Origin of the sequence: Actinokineospora sp. HUAS TT18 (assembly GCF_051364635.1) — a bacterium.
GTDB lineage: Bacteria > Actinomycetota > Actinomycetes > Mycobacteriales > Pseudonocardiaceae > Actinokineospora.
This window is the reverse complement of the sequence record NZ_CP195645.1, coordinates 230,586-246,428: the sequence shown is the minus strand read 5'-3', so window position 1 is coordinate 246,428 and position 15,843 is coordinate 230,586. Positions and strand designations below refer to the sequence as shown.

19 protein-coding genes are annotated in these 15,843 nt (G+C 70.4%); 8 read left to right on the top strand and 11 right to left on the bottom strand.

Translation table 11 applies throughout. The features are described 5' to 3' along the window. Positions 1-39 precede the first annotated feature (39 nt). The 4 genes from ACSHT8_RS01240 to ACSHT8_RS01225 all read left to right on the top strand — a co-directional run bounded on the left by ACSHT8_RS01240 (position 40) and on the right by ACSHT8_RS01225 (position 4,927). Positions 40-657 (top strand): class I SAM-dependent methyltransferase, encoded by a 618-nt coding sequence (locus ACSHT8_RS01240; protein ID WP_436496856.1) that lies wholly within the window; start codon positions 40-42, stop codon positions 655-657. Positions 658-738: 81 nt separating this feature from the next. Further along, positions 739-1,089, top strand: a complete 351-nt coding sequence (locus tag ACSHT8_RS01235) for a hypothetical protein (protein ID WP_436496854.1) — start codon at positions 739-741, stop codon at positions 1,087-1,089. Continuing rightward, positions 1,082-3,640, top strand: coding sequence for a hypothetical protein (locus ACSHT8_RS01230; RefSeq protein WP_436496852.1), 2,559 nt, complete (start codon positions 1,082-1,084; stop codon positions 3,638-3,640). The genes ACSHT8_RS01235 and ACSHT8_RS01230 overlap by 8 nt, the downstream gene beginning before the upstream one ends. Before the next feature lie 240 nt (positions 3,641-3,880). Further along, positions 3,881-4,927 carry an esterase-like activity of phytase family protein gene (locus tag ACSHT8_RS01225; protein WP_436496850.1) on the top strand — a complete coding sequence of 349 codons (1,047 nt, stop codon included), beginning with the start codon at positions 3,881-3,883 and terminating at the stop codon, positions 4,925-4,927. A gap of 70 nt (positions 4,928-4,997) precedes the next feature. On the opposite strand, the gene ACSHT8_RS01220 is transcribed toward ACSHT8_RS01225, so the two are convergent. From ACSHT8_RS01220 to ACSHT8_RS01175, 10 genes are all read right to left on the bottom strand, one after another. Next, entirely contained in the window at positions 4,998-5,495 is a 498-nt protein-coding gene (locus tag ACSHT8_RS01220) for a Rieske (2Fe-2S) protein (protein ID WP_436496848.1), read from the bottom strand. A 76-nt stretch (positions 5,496-5,571) separates the two neighbouring features. Next, positions 5,572-5,919 (bottom strand): type II toxin-antitoxin system PemK/MazF family toxin, encoded by a 348-nt coding sequence (locus ACSHT8_RS01215; RefSeq protein WP_436496846.1) that lies wholly within the window; start codon positions 5,917-5,919, stop codon positions 5,572-5,574. After that, positions 5,906-6,139: a ribbon-helix-helix domain-containing protein gene (locus ACSHT8_RS01210; protein ID WP_436496844.1), complete on the bottom strand. Its 234-nt coding sequence runs from the start codon at positions 6,137-6,139 to the stop codon at positions 5,906-5,908. Before ACSHT8_RS01210 ends, ACSHT8_RS01215 begins: the two co-directional genes overlap by 14 nt. Positions 6,140-6,161: 22 nt before the next feature. Next, the gene (locus tag ACSHT8_RS01205; RefSeq protein WP_436496842.1) at positions 6,162-6,599 is read right to left on the bottom strand and encodes a PH domain-containing protein; all 438 of its coding nucleotides are present in this window, start codon (positions 6,597-6,599) and stop codon (positions 6,162-6,164) included. Next, entirely contained in the window at positions 6,596-7,093 is a 498-nt protein-coding gene (gene ribH, locus ACSHT8_RS01200; protein WP_436496840.1) for a 6,7-dimethyl-8-ribityllumazine synthase, read from the bottom strand. Before ribH ends, ACSHT8_RS01205 begins: the two co-directional genes overlap by 4 nt. Beyond that, the gene (locus ACSHT8_RS01195; protein WP_436496838.1) at positions 7,090-8,358 is read right to left on the bottom strand and encodes a bifunctional 3,4-dihydroxy-2-butanone-4-phosphate synthase/GTP cyclohydrolase II; all 1,269 of its coding nucleotides are present in this window, start codon (positions 8,356-8,358) and stop codon (positions 7,090-7,092) included. The genes ribH and ACSHT8_RS01195 overlap by 4 nt, the downstream gene beginning before the upstream one ends. Further along, positions 8,351-8,986 carry a riboflavin synthase gene (locus tag ACSHT8_RS01190; protein ID WP_436496836.1) on the bottom strand — a complete coding sequence of 212 codons (636 nt, stop codon included), beginning with the start codon at positions 8,984-8,986 and terminating at the stop codon, positions 8,351-8,353. Before ACSHT8_RS01190 ends, ACSHT8_RS01195 begins: the two co-directional genes overlap by 8 nt. A gap of 10 nt (positions 8,987-8,996) precedes the next feature. Then, positions 8,997-9,986: a bifunctional diaminohydroxyphosphoribosylaminopyrimidine deaminase/5-amino-6-(5-phosphoribosylamino)uracil reductase RibD gene (ribD, locus tag ACSHT8_RS01185; protein WP_436501957.1), complete on the bottom strand. Its 990-nt coding sequence runs from the start codon at positions 9,984-9,986 to the stop codon at positions 8,997-8,999. Positions 9,987-10,022: 36 nt separating this feature from the next. Next, positions 10,023-10,685: a ribulose-phosphate 3-epimerase gene (gene rpe, locus ACSHT8_RS01180; RefSeq protein WP_436501956.1), complete on the bottom strand. Its 663-nt coding sequence runs from the start codon at positions 10,683-10,685 to the stop codon at positions 10,023-10,025. 72 nt (positions 10,686-10,757) lie between these two features. Continuing rightward, positions 10,758-11,855, bottom strand: coding sequence for an MrcB family domain-containing protein (locus ACSHT8_RS01175; protein ID WP_436496834.1), 1,098 nt, complete (start codon positions 11,853-11,855; stop codon positions 10,758-10,760). A 71-nt stretch (positions 11,856-11,926) separates the two neighbouring features. Here ACSHT8_RS01175 and ACSHT8_RS01170 point away from each other — a divergent pair, with 71 nt between their 5' ends. From ACSHT8_RS01170 to ACSHT8_RS01155, 4 genes are read left to right on the top strand one after another with little or no spacing between them, the layout of a single operon-like run. Next, on the top strand, positions 11,927-12,325 hold the full coding sequence (locus tag ACSHT8_RS01170) for a RidA family protein (RefSeq protein WP_436496832.1): 399 nt from the start codon (positions 11,927-11,929) through the stop codon (positions 12,323-12,325). Beyond that, the gene (locus ACSHT8_RS01165; protein ID WP_436496830.1) at positions 12,322-12,957 is read left to right on the top strand and encodes an MOSC domain-containing protein; all 636 of its coding nucleotides are present in this window, start codon (positions 12,322-12,324) and stop codon (positions 12,955-12,957) included. Before ACSHT8_RS01170 ends, ACSHT8_RS01165 begins: the two co-directional genes overlap by 4 nt. A 4-nt stretch (positions 12,958-12,961) precedes the next feature. Continuing rightward, positions 12,962-13,408 carry an NUDIX hydrolase gene (locus ACSHT8_RS01160; RefSeq protein ID WP_436496828.1) on the top strand — a complete coding sequence of 149 codons (447 nt, stop codon included), beginning with the start codon at positions 12,962-12,964 and terminating at the stop codon, positions 13,406-13,408. A gap of 10 nt (positions 13,409-13,418) precedes the next feature. Beyond that, positions 13,419-14,081, top strand: a complete 663-nt coding sequence (locus ACSHT8_RS01155; protein ID WP_436496826.1) for a DNA alkylation repair protein — start codon at positions 13,419-13,421, stop codon at positions 14,079-14,081. Here ACSHT8_RS01155 and ACSHT8_RS01150 read toward each other — a convergent pair. Then, on the bottom strand, positions 14,078-15,688 hold the full coding sequence (locus ACSHT8_RS01150) for an alpha/beta hydrolase (RefSeq protein ID WP_436496824.1): 1,611 nt from the start codon (positions 15,686-15,688) through the stop codon (positions 14,078-14,080). The genes ACSHT8_RS01155 and ACSHT8_RS01150 overlap by 4 nt on opposite strands. Positions 15,689-15,843: the final 155 nt, after the last annotated feature.

Here is a 15,843-nt window from a genome sequence, read left to right as displayed (position 1 = left end):
ACAGTAGGGTGGACCGGTACCCGGCGGGACGGAGCGATCATGGGTGTACGCACGGCGATGCTCCGCGGGCTGGCCAGCCAACTCGGCAGGCCGCGCGGTGTCTACGGACGGCTGGTCGCGCGGATGCTGAACAAGGGCAACCGGGCGGCGATCACCGCGGCGGTCGAGGCGCTGGCCCCCGACCAGGACGACACGGTCGCCGACCTCGGCTTCGGCGGCGGGCTCGGCCTGACGCTGCTGCTGGGCCGCGCGGGCACGGTCCACGGCGTCGACTACTCCCCCTCGATGGTCGACCGCGCGCGGAAGCGGCTGCGCTCGTCCAGGCTGCGGCTGCACACCGGGTCGATGACCGCGCTGCCGCTGCCCGACGCGGCGCTCGACGGGCTGATCACGCTGAACACGATCTACTTCATCGACGAGCTGTCCACCGCGTTCACCGAGATGGCCCGCGTCCTGCGGCCCGGCGGGCGCGCGGTGATCGGGCTGATGGACCCGACCGCGATGGCCGCGTCGCCGGTGGTGGAACACGGGTTCCGGGTGCGGCCGGTGGACGACGTGGTCGAGATCCTCACCGGGGCCGGGCTGGAGTTGGCCGACCACCGGCAGATCGGGTCGCACGGCGGGTCGTACCACCTGCTGGTGGTCCAGCGCGGCTGACGGGATCGGCGAATCCGGGGACTGGCCGCGGGCGGGCCGGCATGATCGTTCACGCCCCGACCGCCCCGCAGGGAGTGCCGCGTGAAAGTGCCCCGCCGCCCGCTGATGATCGTGACGGCCGTGGCGGGAGTCGGGCTGATCGTGCTCGGACTCGTCCTGGTCGGACTCGACGCCGCCGACAAGCTGGCGAGTGTGGGCAGCCTGTTCGTCGGCCTCGCCGCGCTGGCGGTCGCCTTGGTGGCGCTGCGCAAGCGGACGCCGGACAAGCGCAGGCGGATGTCGGGCAAGGTCAAGGGCGGCTCGGTCGCCGGGACCGCCGTCGGGGTCGAGGGCGACCGGAGCTATGACGACATCGTCGGCGTCGTTGACGTCGGCGACATCGCCGAGGGCGGCACCGTGATCGGGGCCCGCCTGGAGGACAAGGATGTCTGAGGCCGCCTTACTGCAGGCCGACGTCCTGGAGCAGTACCTCGAGGAACGCCCGTTCATCCGCCGCCGCTGGCTCGCCGACGCCGTCGACAAGCACCTCGACGACACCGCGTGCCGCCACGTGCTGATCACCGCCGAGGCGGGCATGGGCAAGTCGTCGCTCATGGCGTGGCTGACCACCCGCCACCGCGTCAGCCCGCGCTACTTCATCCGCCTCGACAGCCTGACCCCGTTCGGCAGCGGCGACGCCGCGCACCTGCTGATCGCGCTCGGCCGCCAACTCGCCCAGCTGTGTCCCGAGGCGATGGCCGACCGGCCGCTGCGCATCGACGTGACCCAGTCGGCCGACCGGGTCGGCGCGGGCGGCCGGTCGGTGGGCGTGCAGGCCAAGCGGCTCATCGCCAACCCGTTCCGCCCCACCGAGATCACCGTGACGCAGACCGCGGGCGAGCTCGGCGGCGAGCAGGTGGGTGTGTCCGCCGACGAGATCGTCGAGGACGTCTGGCGGCTCAGCCCGACCACGCTGCAGCGGCTCGCCCTGCTCGACCCCGCCGAGTCCCTGGCCAAGCTCGACCCGGACGCGCGCATCGTCCTGCTCATCGACGGGCTCGACGAGCTGCGCCACCAGCCGCCGAGCCCCGGGTGGACCATCGCGGACTGGCTGGTCAACTGCCCGGCGCTGCCCGCGAACGTGACGGTCGTGGTCGCCAGCAGGCCGGACCCTGTGCTGCTGGCGGGCTACCGGCTGCGGCAGCGCGGCAGGCTGCGCGAGGTGTCGATCTCGGCGGCCAGCAAGTCGGTCGCGGGCGATCTCCGCGACTACGCCGACCAGGTCGCCGACAACCGCCCGCTGCGCAGGACGCTGGAGAAGCGCGGCCACTCGCTGCGCGACTCCGCCCGCGCGGCCGCGTCCCGGGCCGACGGGAACTTCCTGTTCCTGGTCTCGTGGTCGCGTGCCCTGTCGCACGCGGCCGCAGCGCACCGCTGGGCCGACGTCGACACGCTCGCCGACCACGATCAGCTGCCCGCGACCCTGACCGACCTCTACGACCTGTTCATGGTCATGCTCCAGCAGGCCGCCGCCGAGCGCTGGGCGCGGGTGCACCGCCGGATGCTGGGCGTCGTCGTGGTCGCGCGGGCGCCGCTGACAATGGCGCAGTGGGCCGTCATGGCTGGTCAGCCCCTCGACGTGGCCGAGCGGGCGAGCCATGACATGCTGCAATTGCTGACCATTTCGGCCGAGCGCGTGAAAATCTTCCACCTGACGCTGGCCGAGTACCTGACCGCGGAGGAGACGCGTGCGCACTCGCCCCACAGCTGGATCGACGCGGCCATGAGCAACCAGGAGACCGCCGCCCAGCTCATCGCCGCCTACGGCGACGACTGGTCGGCGTGCCAGGACGACTACGCGCTGGCCAACATCGTCGGACATCTGACGTCCGCTCTGGAGGGCGGCGCGGACGACCGGCAGTGGTGCGTGGACAACCTGACCGCGATCCTCGGCGACGCCGGGTTCCTCCGCCGCAAGATCGAGGTCGTCGGCGCCACGCGGACGGTCGCGGACTACGCCACCGCCGACGCCGCGATGGGCGGCTCGGTCGCCGCGCGCCTGCTTGCCGAACACGCGATCCGCCTGGCCGACGGCGACTTGGACGCCGACACCGTGCACTCGGCGCTGGGGTACCGGGCGGGTTTCGACCCGTTCTACGCCGAGGTCCTCGGGTTCCTGTCCGACTTGGACTTCGTCACCGAACGCGCCCCCGGTGGCGACGACGACCTGGAACCGGCGTCGATCTGGGCCGACTTCGCCGAGATCGCGGCCTCGCGGTTCCGGCGCACCAACGATCTCGCGTCGGCGACGCGGCTGCTGGACCAGATCGCGGAGGTGCGAGGGGATCAGTCGCGGGCGCTCTACGAGCGCGGGTATCTGGAGTACCTCCACGGCCGGGTCGACGCCGCCATCGACTATCTGGACGAGAGCGCGGAAGCTGCCCAGCAGGCCGGGCGGACCGTGTCCGGCTGGATCAGCGCGCTTGTCCGCGATCAGGTGAGGTTCCACGCGGGGCGCATCGATGTCGCGTCGTACGACGCGAATCTGGTGACCGCGCTGGAGGTCTTCACGACCGCGGCCGCCGAGGGCAACCCGCACGCCGAGCGCTGGATCATGAACGCGCACGATCACCGGTTCACGCTGGCATGTCTCACCGGGGACGTCCTGCTGGCGACTCAGGAGCGGGAAGCGTTGCGCGACAACGAATGGGTCGCGCGGGAGCGGCCCGAGTTGGCGATCGAGTGGCAGGCCCGGCTGGACCTCGCCCGGGGTGAGTTCGCGGCGGCTCGGGCGGACTTCGAGCGGATTCTCCCGGCGGACGCGCTCACCGCGGAACCGTCGGCTGTGGAGCTGACGGCACGCAGGCTCTACGAGTATGGGGCGGCGCTGGAGGGCGCTGGGGACCGGCGGAAGGCGCGGCAGGCTTGGGAACAGGTGCTGCGGTGCTCGGACCAGAGCGGCTCGTGGTCGTGGAAGGCGCGGACACGGGACCGGATGAGCTGATCATCTGGTGCTTCGCCGAACGGCACGAAGCGTTCACCCGGCGCGCCTAGCGTCGCGGGCATCGTGCGAGTCGAAGCACCTTCAGATCGGAGCGCTCATGAGGAAACCGCTGGTGATCGGGCTGTCCGTGGTGGCGATGGCCGCGGTGGGGGTCCCGGGGTCCGCCGCGCCCGACGAGCGTGGACGCGGCTTCGGGCAGGCGACGCTGACCGAGTTCGCCGCGCTCCCTGCCGAGCCTTCGTGCCCGCGAGCGACCCGTCCGGTGCCGCGCTCGGGACCGCGCCCATCAACGGGGTCCAGGTTCCCTTCGCCGACCAGCCCGTCCAGGGCTTCAGCGGCGTGCTCCGCAACAGCGACGGCACGTTCGATGTGCTGTCCGACAACGGTTACGGCGCCAAGGCCAACAGCGCCGACTTCACCTTGCGCATCCACCGCGTCGCCCCCGAGGCGGGCGCGATCGACGTGCTCGGCGGGATCACCCTCACCGACCCGAACAAGCACGTCCCCTTCGCGCTCACCCGCCCGGACCGCGTCCTGACCGGCGCCGACTTCGACGTCGAGTCCATGGTCCGCGCCGCGGACGGGTCCTACTGGATCGGCGACGAGTTCGGCCCCTACCTGCTGCACTTCGACCGCGCGGGCAGGCTCGTCGCCCCGCCGGTGCCGCTGCCCGGCGTGTTCGCGCCGGAGAACCCCGCCGGGACGGCGAACCTGGGTGGGAGCAAGGGATTCGAGGGGCTGGCCATCTCCCCCGACCGCCGCACGCTCAACGCGCTGCTGGAGGGCACCGTCGCCGGGGACGAACCGGGCAGCCTGCGGCTCAACGAGTTCGACCTGCGCACGGGCGCCTACACCGGCACCAAGTGGGTCTACCAGCTCGACAGCCCGGCGCACGCCATCGGTGACGCCATCTCCGTGGACCGCGACCGGCTGCTCGTCATCGAGCGCGACGGCTTCCAGGGCGCAGGCGCCAAGGTGAAGAAGATCTACCTGGCCGACAAGCGCGACCGGGACCGCGACGGCAAGCTCGACAAGACCCTCGTCGCCGACCTGATGAACATCGCCAACCCGCGCGCGATCGGCGGCTTCGGCGACCCGTTCACCTTCCCGTTCACCACGATCGAGGACGTCGTGATCCTCGACGACCGCACGCTCGGGGTGCTCAACGACAACAACTTCCCGTTCTCGTCCGGCCGCACGCCCGGCAAGCCCGACAACAACGAGTTCATCACCATCCGGCTGACCAACCCGCTGCACGCCGACCCGCGCGTGCTCGGCCGGGGCTAAGGCAAGTGCCCCGACTCGGGGCACTTATCCCAGCGGACGGTCACGTCCGACCGTCCGCTGGGTGCCCCGGTCAGGCCAGGACGATCTTGTCGGCCTCGATCTTCACCGGGACCTCCTTGAGGCCGGTGGCGGCCGGACCCTGCTTCAGCTCGCCGCTGGCGCCGTCGAACTTGCTCTCGTGCTTCGGGCACGTGATCGTGCCGTTGACCGGCGGGGTCAGCTCGGTGCCCTGGTGCGGGCAGAGCGCGTCGAACGCGCGGACGGTGTCGGCGGCGGGGCGGACCAGCAGCAGCGTGCCCTTCGGGGTGCCCTTGACGACGAGCCCGCCGCCCTGGGGGACGTCGGCGAGCGCGGCGACGGCGGTGGATCCGGCGGGGCCGCCCGAGGTGGCGCCGCCGGTGGTCGCGGTGGCACCGCCCGTGGTGGTGCCGGACGAGGAACCCGACGGCGAGGTGTCGCCGCAGGCCGCGACGAGAGCGCCCGGGGCCACCAGGGCCACCATCAAGCCGCACAGCACTTCGCGCCGAGACCGGGTTTCGGGGGTGGTGGTGGGGTCGACAGCGGTCACGCGGGGCCTCCAGGGTGCGTCCGGGTACTTGAACAGAGAACTACACCAGGCCCTACGTTCGATCGCCGTATGCGGTTCAGCCGAGCGCGAGATGAATCCGCAGCGCGTCGTCGATGTGGCCGAGCAGCTCGGGCGAGACCTTGCCGATGCGTTTGCGGATCCGGGCCGTCGCCACCGACCGCACCTGTTCTGCCTGCGCTTTCGACTCCACGGCCAGGCCGCACGCGACCGGCAGGAGCACCTGGAACGGGAAAACCCGGCCGGTGTTGGACGTGATCGGCACGACCGTGACGACGCCGCGGCCGGTCCTGGCCGCCACCGCGTTGGCCGCGTCGTTGCTCACGATCACCGCGGGCCGGGTCTTGTTGGCCTCCGAACCCCGCACCGGGTCCAGGTCGACCAAATGGATGTCACCGCGTCGCATCGGTGACGCCGTCGCCCACCGTGGCCGCGTCCCACAGCGCGGCGTCCTCGGCGGCGTCCCACTCGGCGAAGGCGGCGGCGTACTCGTCCTGCAGCTCCGACTCGCGCAGCCGGGCGATGGCGAGCTGGATCACCGACGAGCGCGAGGCGACCTCGGCGCGCGCCGAGTACTCGTCGATGAACCGGACATCGTCCTCCGGCAGGCTCACACTCAGCTTCACACTCACGATGCTACTCCGGGTGCTACCCCTGATGCGACCGCTGCTTGGCCTCCTTGAGCAGCCTGCGCAGCTCCCGGATGCCCGTGACGGCTCGCTCGCCGTCCATCGACTGCAGCGCCATGATCGGCACGTACTCGTCGTCCGGCAGCTCCAGCCGCGCCCAGGACGCCCCGTTCGGGAAACTCACCGACTCCACGACGTCCCACGAGAAGTGGGTCGTGCCGAGCAGGTTGCGCACGTTGACGCCCTCGGCGTCGGCGGTCACCTTCGGCCGGGTGAACCACAGCGCGCCGCACGCGAGCAGCACGCCGATGCCCGCCATGGCCACCTGGTCGGAGGTGTGGAAGAAGACGCCGGTCGGGGTGTTCCGGAGCAAGACGGCCACGACCGTGAAGATCACGACGAACACCGTCGCGATGATGCCCGTGACCAGCCGGACCTTGCGGGGACGAGCGATCACCGGAACCCCTGCTCCGTCCACGGCTGCCGCAGCCCGCGCACGACCAGCGCCGTCTCCAGCGCCGCCGCGCACGCCTCGTAGCCCTTGTCCTCCGCCGAGCCCGGCAGGCCGCTGCGGTCGTGCGCCTGGTCCTCGGTGTTGACCGTCAGCACGCCGTTGCCGACCGGGGTGGCCTCGTCGAGCGAGACCCTGGTCAGGCCGTAGGTGACCGCGTCGCAGACGTACTCGAAGTGCGGGGTGCCGCCGCGCACGACCACGCCGAGCGCGACCACGGCGTCGTGGTGCTTGGCCAGCTCCTGGCACACCACCGGCAGCTCGACCGCGCCGGGGACGCGCACGACGGTCGGCTCCTCGATGCCCGCCTCGCTCGCCGCGGCCAGCGCCCGGGACAGCAGCTGGTCGGTGATCCCGGCGTGCCACTTGGTCGCCGCGATGCCCAGCCGGATGCCCTCACAGCGCGGGACCGTGGTCTCCGGCCTGCCTTCCCCACTCACGAGTTGTCGTCTCCCTTGACCGCGGCGGCTTTCGTCCCGCCCTCATAGTGCTCCAGCTGGCCCAGCTCGTGGCCCATCCGGTCGCGCTTGGTGCGCAGGTAGTGCACGTTCTCCGGGTTCGGCCACACCGACAGCGGCACCCGGTCGACCACGGTCAGGCCGTAGCCCTCCAGGCCGACGCGCTTGGCCGGGTTGTTGGTCAGCAGGCGCATCGACTTCACGCCGAGGTCGACGAGAATCTGCGCCCCGGTGCCGTAGTCGCGCGCGTCGGCGGGCACGCCGAGGGCGAGGTTGGCGTCGACGGTGTCGTGGCCGCTGTCCTGCAGCTGGTAGGCCTGCAGCTTGTGCATGAGGCCGATGCCGCGGCCCTCGTGGCCGCGCATGTAGAGCACGATGCCGCGGCCCTCGGCCGCGACGGCCTCCAGCGCGGCGTCGAGCTGCGGGCCGCAGTCGCAGCGCAGCGAGCCGAACACGTCGCCGGTCAGGCACTCGGAGTGGACGCGGACCAGCACGCTGTCGCCGTCGGCGAGGTCGCCGTAGACCAGCGCGACGTGCTCGATGCCGTCGAGCAGCGAGTCGTAGCCGACCGCGGTGAACGTGCCGTGCGCGGTCGGGATGCGCGCCTCGGCGACCCGGACCACCTGCTTCTCGGTGCGCCTGCGGTAGGCGATCAGGTCGGCGATGGTGATGATCTCGAGGTCGTGCTCGGCGGCGAAGACGCGCAGCTCGTCGTAGCGGGCCATGTCGCCCTCGTCCTTCTGCGACACGATCTCGCAGAGCACGCCTGCGGGCCGCAGACCGGCCATCTTGGCCAGGTCGACGGCGGCCTCGGTGTGGCCGGGGCGGCGCAGCACGCCGCCCTCCTTGGCGCGCAGCGGCACGACGTGGCCGGGGCGGTTGAAGTCGCCGGGGGTGGACTTCTCGTCGGCGAGCAGCCGGATGGTGTGGGCGCGGTCGGCGGCGGAGATGCCGGTGCTCACGCCCTCCTTGGCGTCCACGGTGACGGTGTAGGCGGTGCCGCGGACGTCCTGGTTGGTGTGGAACATCGGCGGCAGGTCGAGCCGGTCGCAGTCGGACTCGGTGAGCGGCACGCAGATGTAGCCCGAGGTGTAGCGGACCATGAAGGCCATGAGCTCCGGCGTCGCCTTCTCGGCGGCGAAGATCAGGTCGCCCTCGTTCTCGCGGTCCTCATCGTCCACCACGACAACCGCTTTGCCCTCGGCGATGGCGGCGATGGCGCGCTCGATGGCGTCGAAGTCACTCACTGGTGCTCTCCTCTACGGCGCCGCGCCCGGTCTGTCCGAGGTGCGGTGTTGCCAGTCTTTCCACGTACTTGGCGATGACGTCCACTTCGAGGTTGACCTTGTCACCGGCCTTGCGAATCCCCAGTGTGGTCGCGCGCAGCGTCTCGGGGATGAGGCTCACTGAGAACCAGTCGTCGCCGACCTCGACGACGGTCAGCGAGACCCCGTCGACGGTGATCGAGCCCTTCTCCACCACGTAGCGCGCCAAGGCGGCGGGCAGGCTGACCTTGACCAGCTCCCAGTGCTCGGAGGGCTCCCGCGAGAGCACCGCTCCGGTCCCGTCGACGTGGCCCTGCACGATGTGGCCGCCGAAGCGCTGGCCGACGGCCGCGGCACGCTCCAGGTTGACCGAGTCGCCCACGGCCACCTTGTCGAGGCTGCTGCGCACGAGGGTCTCGCGCATGACGTCGGCGGTGAAGGCGCCCCCGTCGAGGCCGACCACCGTCAGGCACACCCCGTTGACCGAGATCGAGTCGCCCTGCTTGGCGTCGCTGGTGACCAGCGGCCCCGCGATGGTGACCCGCGCCGCGTCGGCGAGGTCCTCCACCGCGACGACCTCACCGCGCTCCTCGACGATCCCCGTGAACACCGTTGCCTCCTCAGTCCGTCACCGGAACGGCGGACACCCGCACATCCGGTCCACACATGGTGACCCCTTCGACCGCGAACCGGTGAGCCCCGGTGATGGTCGACACGCCCGATGCGCCCAACGCCACAGGCCCGTCGCCCAGCAGCGTAGGGGCGATGTAGGCCAGGACGCGGTCGATCAGCCGGGCCTCGGCGAACGCGCCCGCGAGCGTCGGTCCGCCTTCGAGCAGCACGTCGACCACCCCGCGCTCGGCGAGCGCGGCCAGGACCTCGGCCGGATCGTTCGTGCGCAGGTGCAGGGTCTCGGCGCTGTCGTCTCGTACTTTGGCGTGCGCGGGCAGGTCGCCGCGGCCCACGACAACCCGCAACGGCTGCCGGGCGCTGGTTGTTCCGTCGGCTTCGCGGGCGGTCAGGGCGGGGTCGTCGGCGAGGACGGTGCCGCGGCCGACCATGATCGCGTCGATCCTCCGGCGCAGGTCGTGGACCTCGGCGCGGGACTCCGCGGAGCTGATCCACCTGGCCGTGCCGTCGGCGGCGGCGACCCGGCCGTCGAGCGTGGCGGCGTACTTCCAGGTGACGTGCGGGCGCCCGGTGCGGGCGTAGTGCAGCCAGGCGCGCAGGGGGCCTCGGGCGACCTCGGCTTCGAGAAGTCCACTCTCGACGGTGAGCCCGGCCTGCTCCAGGACCTTGCCGCCACCGGCCGCGTCCGGGTTGGGGTCGCTCACGGCGAAGATCACGCGCTGGACGCCCGCGGCTTTGATCGCCTCGGTGCAGGGGGGCGTGCGGCCGTGGTGGGCGCAGGGTTCGAGGGTGACGATGGCCGTGTGCGCCTTGACGCCCGCTTCGGCGAGCGCCATCACCTCGGCGTGCGACCCCCCGGGCGGCTGCGTCGCGCCAACGCCGACCACGTCGCCGTCCCGGTCGAGGATGACGCAGCCCACGGGCGGGTTGGGACTCGTCGTCCCCCGCACCGCTTCGGAGCGAGCGACCGCCAGCCGCATCGCTGAGGTGTCATCCACCCGATCAGTCTGTCAGCACTAGGCGAACCTGTGGTTGGCGGCGGTGGCCTGCGCCCGCAGCGCCTCGATCGCCTTGGCCGGGTCCTTGCCCCCGTAGACCGCCGACCCCGCGACGAAGCAGTCGACACCCGCCTCGGAGGCCTGCTCGATGGTGTCGGCGTTGATGCCGCCGTCGATCTCGACCAGCAGGTTGAGGTGGCCGGTGTCGACCATTTGGCGGGCTTTGCGCACCTTGTCGAGCACGTCGGCGATGAACTTCTGGCCGCCGAAACCGGGCTCGACGGACATGACGAGGAGGGTGTCGTAGTGCTTGAGGACGTCGAGGTAGGGGTCGAGGGGGGTGCCGGGCTTGATGCTCAGGCCCGCCTTGGCGCCCGCGGCCCGGAGGTCCTTGGCGAGCTTGATCGGATCGTTGGCGGCCTCGACGTGCACGGTGACGTTGTGCGCGCCCGCCTCGGCGTACCCGATCGCCCAGCGGTCGGGGTCCTCGATCATGAGGTGACAGTCCATGGGGATGTCGGTGACCTTGAGCAGCGCCTCGACGATGGGGAGTCCGAGGGTGAGGTTCGGGACAAAGTGCGCGTCCATGACGTCGACGTGCACCCAGTCGGCACCCCGAATCGCCGCCAACTCGTCAGCCAGGCGAGCGAAGTCAGCGGAAAGAATACTGGGCGCAATCATCGGTGACGTCGACACGCGCGCAGCATAAGCACCACCCGAACCCGACACCGAACCGGAACGACCGACGGTGAGCTAACTCTCTGGATCGTCGACCGTGTAGCGGTAGGCAAGGGGGACGAGCCGCGCCTGCGCAACGCTCCACGGATGCACCACGCGCAGGGCTCCGCCGGATGCCCGAGGCGGCACCTCCGACCGATCCAGTTCGATCCCGCTCACGACGATCAGCATGGTGTCGGGGTACCTGGCCTCGTTCAGGTCGACTTCGTTCTTCGTGAGAATGATTTCCGCTCCCACCGCGGATGTGGTGCCCTTGACCTCGACATACACTCGCTCACTCCTGCGGCGGGCGTCGATGTCGTACGACTCGGTCGCACCGACGTCGCGTACCGAAAACCCTAAGCTGACCAGGTGTTCGCAGGCCAGGAACACCGAACGGCGCTCGATCGCGACGCGTTCCGCGTGGCTCAATCCGGTGCCCTGTCCCACCCCACCGCGCGCGGACCGCGTGGTCGGGGTGAGCACGTGCGCGACCTCGGCGGCCAGGTCACTAGGGATGTCCGAAGTGTCCTGCTCAGCGTGATGCAGACGGCCGAGCACCGAGACGAGGAAGACGAGATCCCGCTCCATCACGTCATCGTCCGGCAGGGCGCCCCGCCGGTACTCGAACGCGGCCACAGCTCCCGCCTCATAGCCCAGGGCCCGCTTGCTCGCCCGGCCTTTCAAGTCGATCTCACGCAAATGATCCGGCCTGGCCGACAACGCCTCGCCGAATAGACCGCGCGCCCACGACACCCCGGCGCGCAGTTCCGAAATCGGGCGAGTGACCACTGACTGGCCGATCCAGGTCGTGGTGCCCTGCATCAGAGTCAGGTAGACCGACTCTCCTCGGGCGTCGAATAGATAGACCACGTACCAGCCGTCGGTGGCGCGCGGAGACCGGCTGGATGAGTGCACGCGCACCCATGGGATCTCGGCCTTGAGGCCCTTGCCGTCGCTCGCGTCAACGGCGAGGTCATCGATCGTGGCCTGGCGCAGCCTGGGCAGGCGCTCCTCGATCCACCTCGCTATGGGGCCGCCGATCAGTTCCCCACGCCGGACCATGGCCTCGGTCTTCTTGGGGCTGTACTCGCGCTGGGCTGCCAGCACTTGGTCGAACAGGTCACGCAGCACCTGATCATGATGCACGGTGTGGTCGTCCCCTACGCGGGAAACCAGTTGCTCCCCGCCGGTACCTTCGAAGCGTGACCACCATCGAGCGGCGGAATCCGCCAGGGCTGCATGAGACACCGGGGTATCACCATCTCACTCTGGTGGGTGGGACGGCTTTCCTCGCAGGTCAATGCCCCCTCGACCACTCCGGCGCCCTCGTCGGCGAAGGTGACGTCCTCGCGCAGACCGATCAGGTGGTCGCCAACATCATGACCGCGCTGACGGACGCCGGCCTCACGCCGGACGACGTCGTGCGCACGGTCATCTACGTCGCCACCGCCGAGCAAGCCGTCCTCGGCCGAGTCTGGGCCCGCCTGCAGGAGTCCCCGCTCGCCCCCGCTTTCAAATCAGCCAGCACGCTCCTCGGGGTCGCCGTCCTAGGCTTCACCGGGCAACTAGTGGAGATCGATGTGACGGCGGTGCGCGCATGAACGTCCTGACAGTCAACGTCGGTGTCCCCCGGGCAATCGAATCCAAAGCAGGCACCAGCGCGATCGACAAGCGCCCCGTCGACCACCCCGTCAAGGTCACCGCGCCACAGGCCGGGCACAGCGGCGTGAGCGGCGACCACATCTGCGACGTCGACAACCACGGCGGCGAGGACCAGGCCGTCTACGCCTACGCCCGCGAGGATCTCGACCGGTGGCAGGCCAAGCTCAGCACCACCCTCGCCAACGGGGCCTTCGGTGAGAACCTCACCACCGACGGCATCGACCTCACCAACGCCGAGGTCGGCGAGCGCTGGCGGGTCGGCACGGCCGAACTCCAGGTCACCGTCCCGCGCATCCCCTGCCGCACGTTCGCCGTGTGGCTGGACCAGCAGGGGTGGGTCAAGACCTTCACCAACGCCGCCGTTCCCGGCGCGTATCTGAAGGTGCTGACCCCGGGCGAGATCAAGGCGGGCGACGCGATCGAAGTCGTCCACCGGCCCGGGCACGGCGTGACCATGGGGCTCACCTTCCGCGCCCTCACCACCGAGCCCGAGCTCCTGCCCGACCTGCTGCGCGCGGACGATCTTCCGGCGGAAACCCGCCAACGGGTCGAGGCGCGCCTCGTAAGGTAGGCGCATGGGGATTCTCGGAACGAAACACAGCCGCCTGGCCGCCTACGGTGTGGTCATCGACGAGGGCAAGATCCTGCTCGCCCGCTGGACCAGCCGCGAAGGCCCGAAGTGGACGCTGCCCGGCGGTGGGGTCGACTTCGGCGAGGACCCCTTCGACGCGGCCATCCGCGAGGTGGCCGAGGAGACCGGGTACGTCTTCGCGCCCGACACGCTGCTGGGTATCGACAGCTTCCACCGGGCGGGCGACTTCCACGGCGTGCGGGTCATCTACGAGGGCCGGGCCGTCGGCGGGCAGCTGACCTTCGAGCAAGGCGGCTCGACGGACATGGCGGCGTGGATCGACCTCGCCGAACTGCCCGAGCTGTCCACCACCGGGCTCCTGCACACCGCGCTAGCCCTGCGTGAGCACAAGCCCGCCACCGGACGCGCGACTGTCGGTGGGCGCGACTAGCGTCCGCCGCATGGACCTCGTCACCGCCGTCCGCGCCGGGCTGAAGGCCGCGGCGAACCCGGCCAAGGCGCCGGAGATGCAGCGGTACATGAAGTCCGACATGCCCTTCTTCGGCGTCGCGAAGCCCGAGCGGGCCGCGCTCGTCAAAGCGCTGTTCGCCGAGCACCCGATCGCCGACCGCCAGACCTGGGTCGACACCATGGCGGCCCTCTGGCGCGAGGCGACGCACCGCGAGCAGCGCTATGTCGCGCTCGACCTCGCCGCGCACAAGCCCTACCAGCGCTGGCAGGACGCCGACCTCCTGCCGCTCTACGAGGAGTTCATCGTCACCGGCGCCTGGTGGGACTTCGTCGACGAGGTCGCCAACCGGCGGATCGGTCCCCTGCTGCCCGCCGTCACCGCGGACATGCTGGCGTGGTCGACCGACGAGGACCGCTGGAAGCGGCGGGCGTCGATCATCTGCCAGCTCGCCGCGAAACACGCCACCGACACCGACCTGCTGACCGAGGCCATCGAGGCCAACGAGGCCGACCCCGATTTCTTCCTCCGCAAAGGCATCGGCTGGGCGCTGCGCGAATACGCGAAGACGGAACCGGGGTGGGTCCGACATTTCGTCGACACCCACCCCGGCCTGTCACCGCTGTCCCGCCGTGAGGCGCTCAAACACCTCTAGCGGCCGATCTCCTTCTGCAGCTCAGCCCTCGTCAGGTCCGAGCCACCGTCCTTGCTCTGCACCCGAGCCAGCCCGGCCGACGGCGTCGGCTGCGGCAGCGGGTCGCACTGGGCGTCGGACTTGCGGCCCGCGACGCGCGCGGGCAGCTTGCCGGTGGCCAGGTAGTCGGCGATCTGGTCGTCGACGCACGAGTTGCCGAACAACGTGCCGGAGTGGGTGGTGCCGCCGACGCCCTCGATCAGCGCCGACTTCGGGAACCGGCTGCGCAGCTCCAGGGAACCCTCGAACGGGGTCGCCGCGTCGAGGGTCTCGCTGATCAGCAGGATGCCCGGCGCCTTCGTGCCGTCGACCTTGACCGGCTTGCCCGCCTTCGCGCCCCAGTAGAGGCACGGCGCGTTGAACCACGCGTTGCCCCAGGTGAGGAACGGCGCGCGGAGGAAGGTCAGCCAGTTGTCGACGCGCCAGAAGTTCCAGCTCTTCGGCCACTGCACGTCGGTGCACTGCACGCCGAGGTAGACGGCGAACCCGTTGTCGGAGCCCGGCTCCTGGGAGTTGGCGCCGTCGTAGAGCCCCTTGAGGCCCGCGAAGTCACCGTTGTTGATCCACGCGGAGTACGCGGTGGCCACGTCCTCCCAGCCGAAGATGTAGTACGCGGCCTGCTGGAAGATGTCGGTCAGCTCGTCGGGGCCGATGACCCCGCCCGCGGGCGTGCGGCGCAGCTTCTGCTGCTCCAGGTAGAACTTCGCCTCGATCGACTTGCCGCTGGTGCCCAGGTGGTACACCGAGTCGTGCTTGGCCAGCCAGTCGAAGTAGATCTTGATGTTGCGGTCGAACGCGAGGTCCTGCTGGATGTTCGCGTCGTACCAGACCTTGCGCGGGTCGACGTTGCCGTCGAGGACCATGCGGCGCACGCGCTCGGGGAACAGGGTCGCGTAGACCTGCCCGAGGTAGGTGCCGTAGGAGAAGCCGTAGAAGTTGATCTGCTCCTGGCCCAGCGCCTTGCGCAGCGCGTCCATGTCGTTGACCGAGTCGGTCGTCTTCATGTGGTCGAGCAGGTCGCCACCGGCGGCCTTGCACGCGTCGGCGTACTTCTTCGACCGGTCGAGCCAGGTCTGCTCCAGCTGGCTGGTGACCGGCACGTAGTACGGCCGGTTGTAACCGGCGTAGGTGTGGTCGCACGACAGCGACGGCTCGCTGGAGCCGACGCCGCGCGGGTCGAACCCGATCCAGTCATAGGTGAGGCCCGCGTCCTTGGGCACGTACTCGCCCAGCACGGACAGGGTCAGCCCGGAGCCGCCGGGGCCGCCCGGGTTGACGAGAACGACGCCCTGGTACTGCTCGGCCGGCGCCTTGGCCTTGATCCGCGACACCGCGAGCTTGATCTTCTTGCCGGTCGGCGCGGCGTAGTCCAGCGGCACCTCGAGCATGCCGCACTGAGCGCCCCGGCGGTCGAGGCCGGGCTGCTCACACTTGCCCCACGCGATCGGCGCGGGGTCGTAGGCCACCTGGGCGGGCGCGGGCTTCGGCGCGGCCAGCACCGTCGGCGCGACAACAACACCGCCCACGACGACACCAGCCGCGGCAGCAATCGCCACGATCTTCTTCACACATTGCCCCTTATCGTTCCTTTTGCCCGAGCTGGGTTTTCGGCTCGGACGCCGCGATGCTGCCCGGTGGGGAACGGTCAGGGAATAGGCCAAGACGAATTTCTTCGGCGAATGCCGTCGATTCGCACGAATCGAGGCAAATTCCGTTTGTCCGT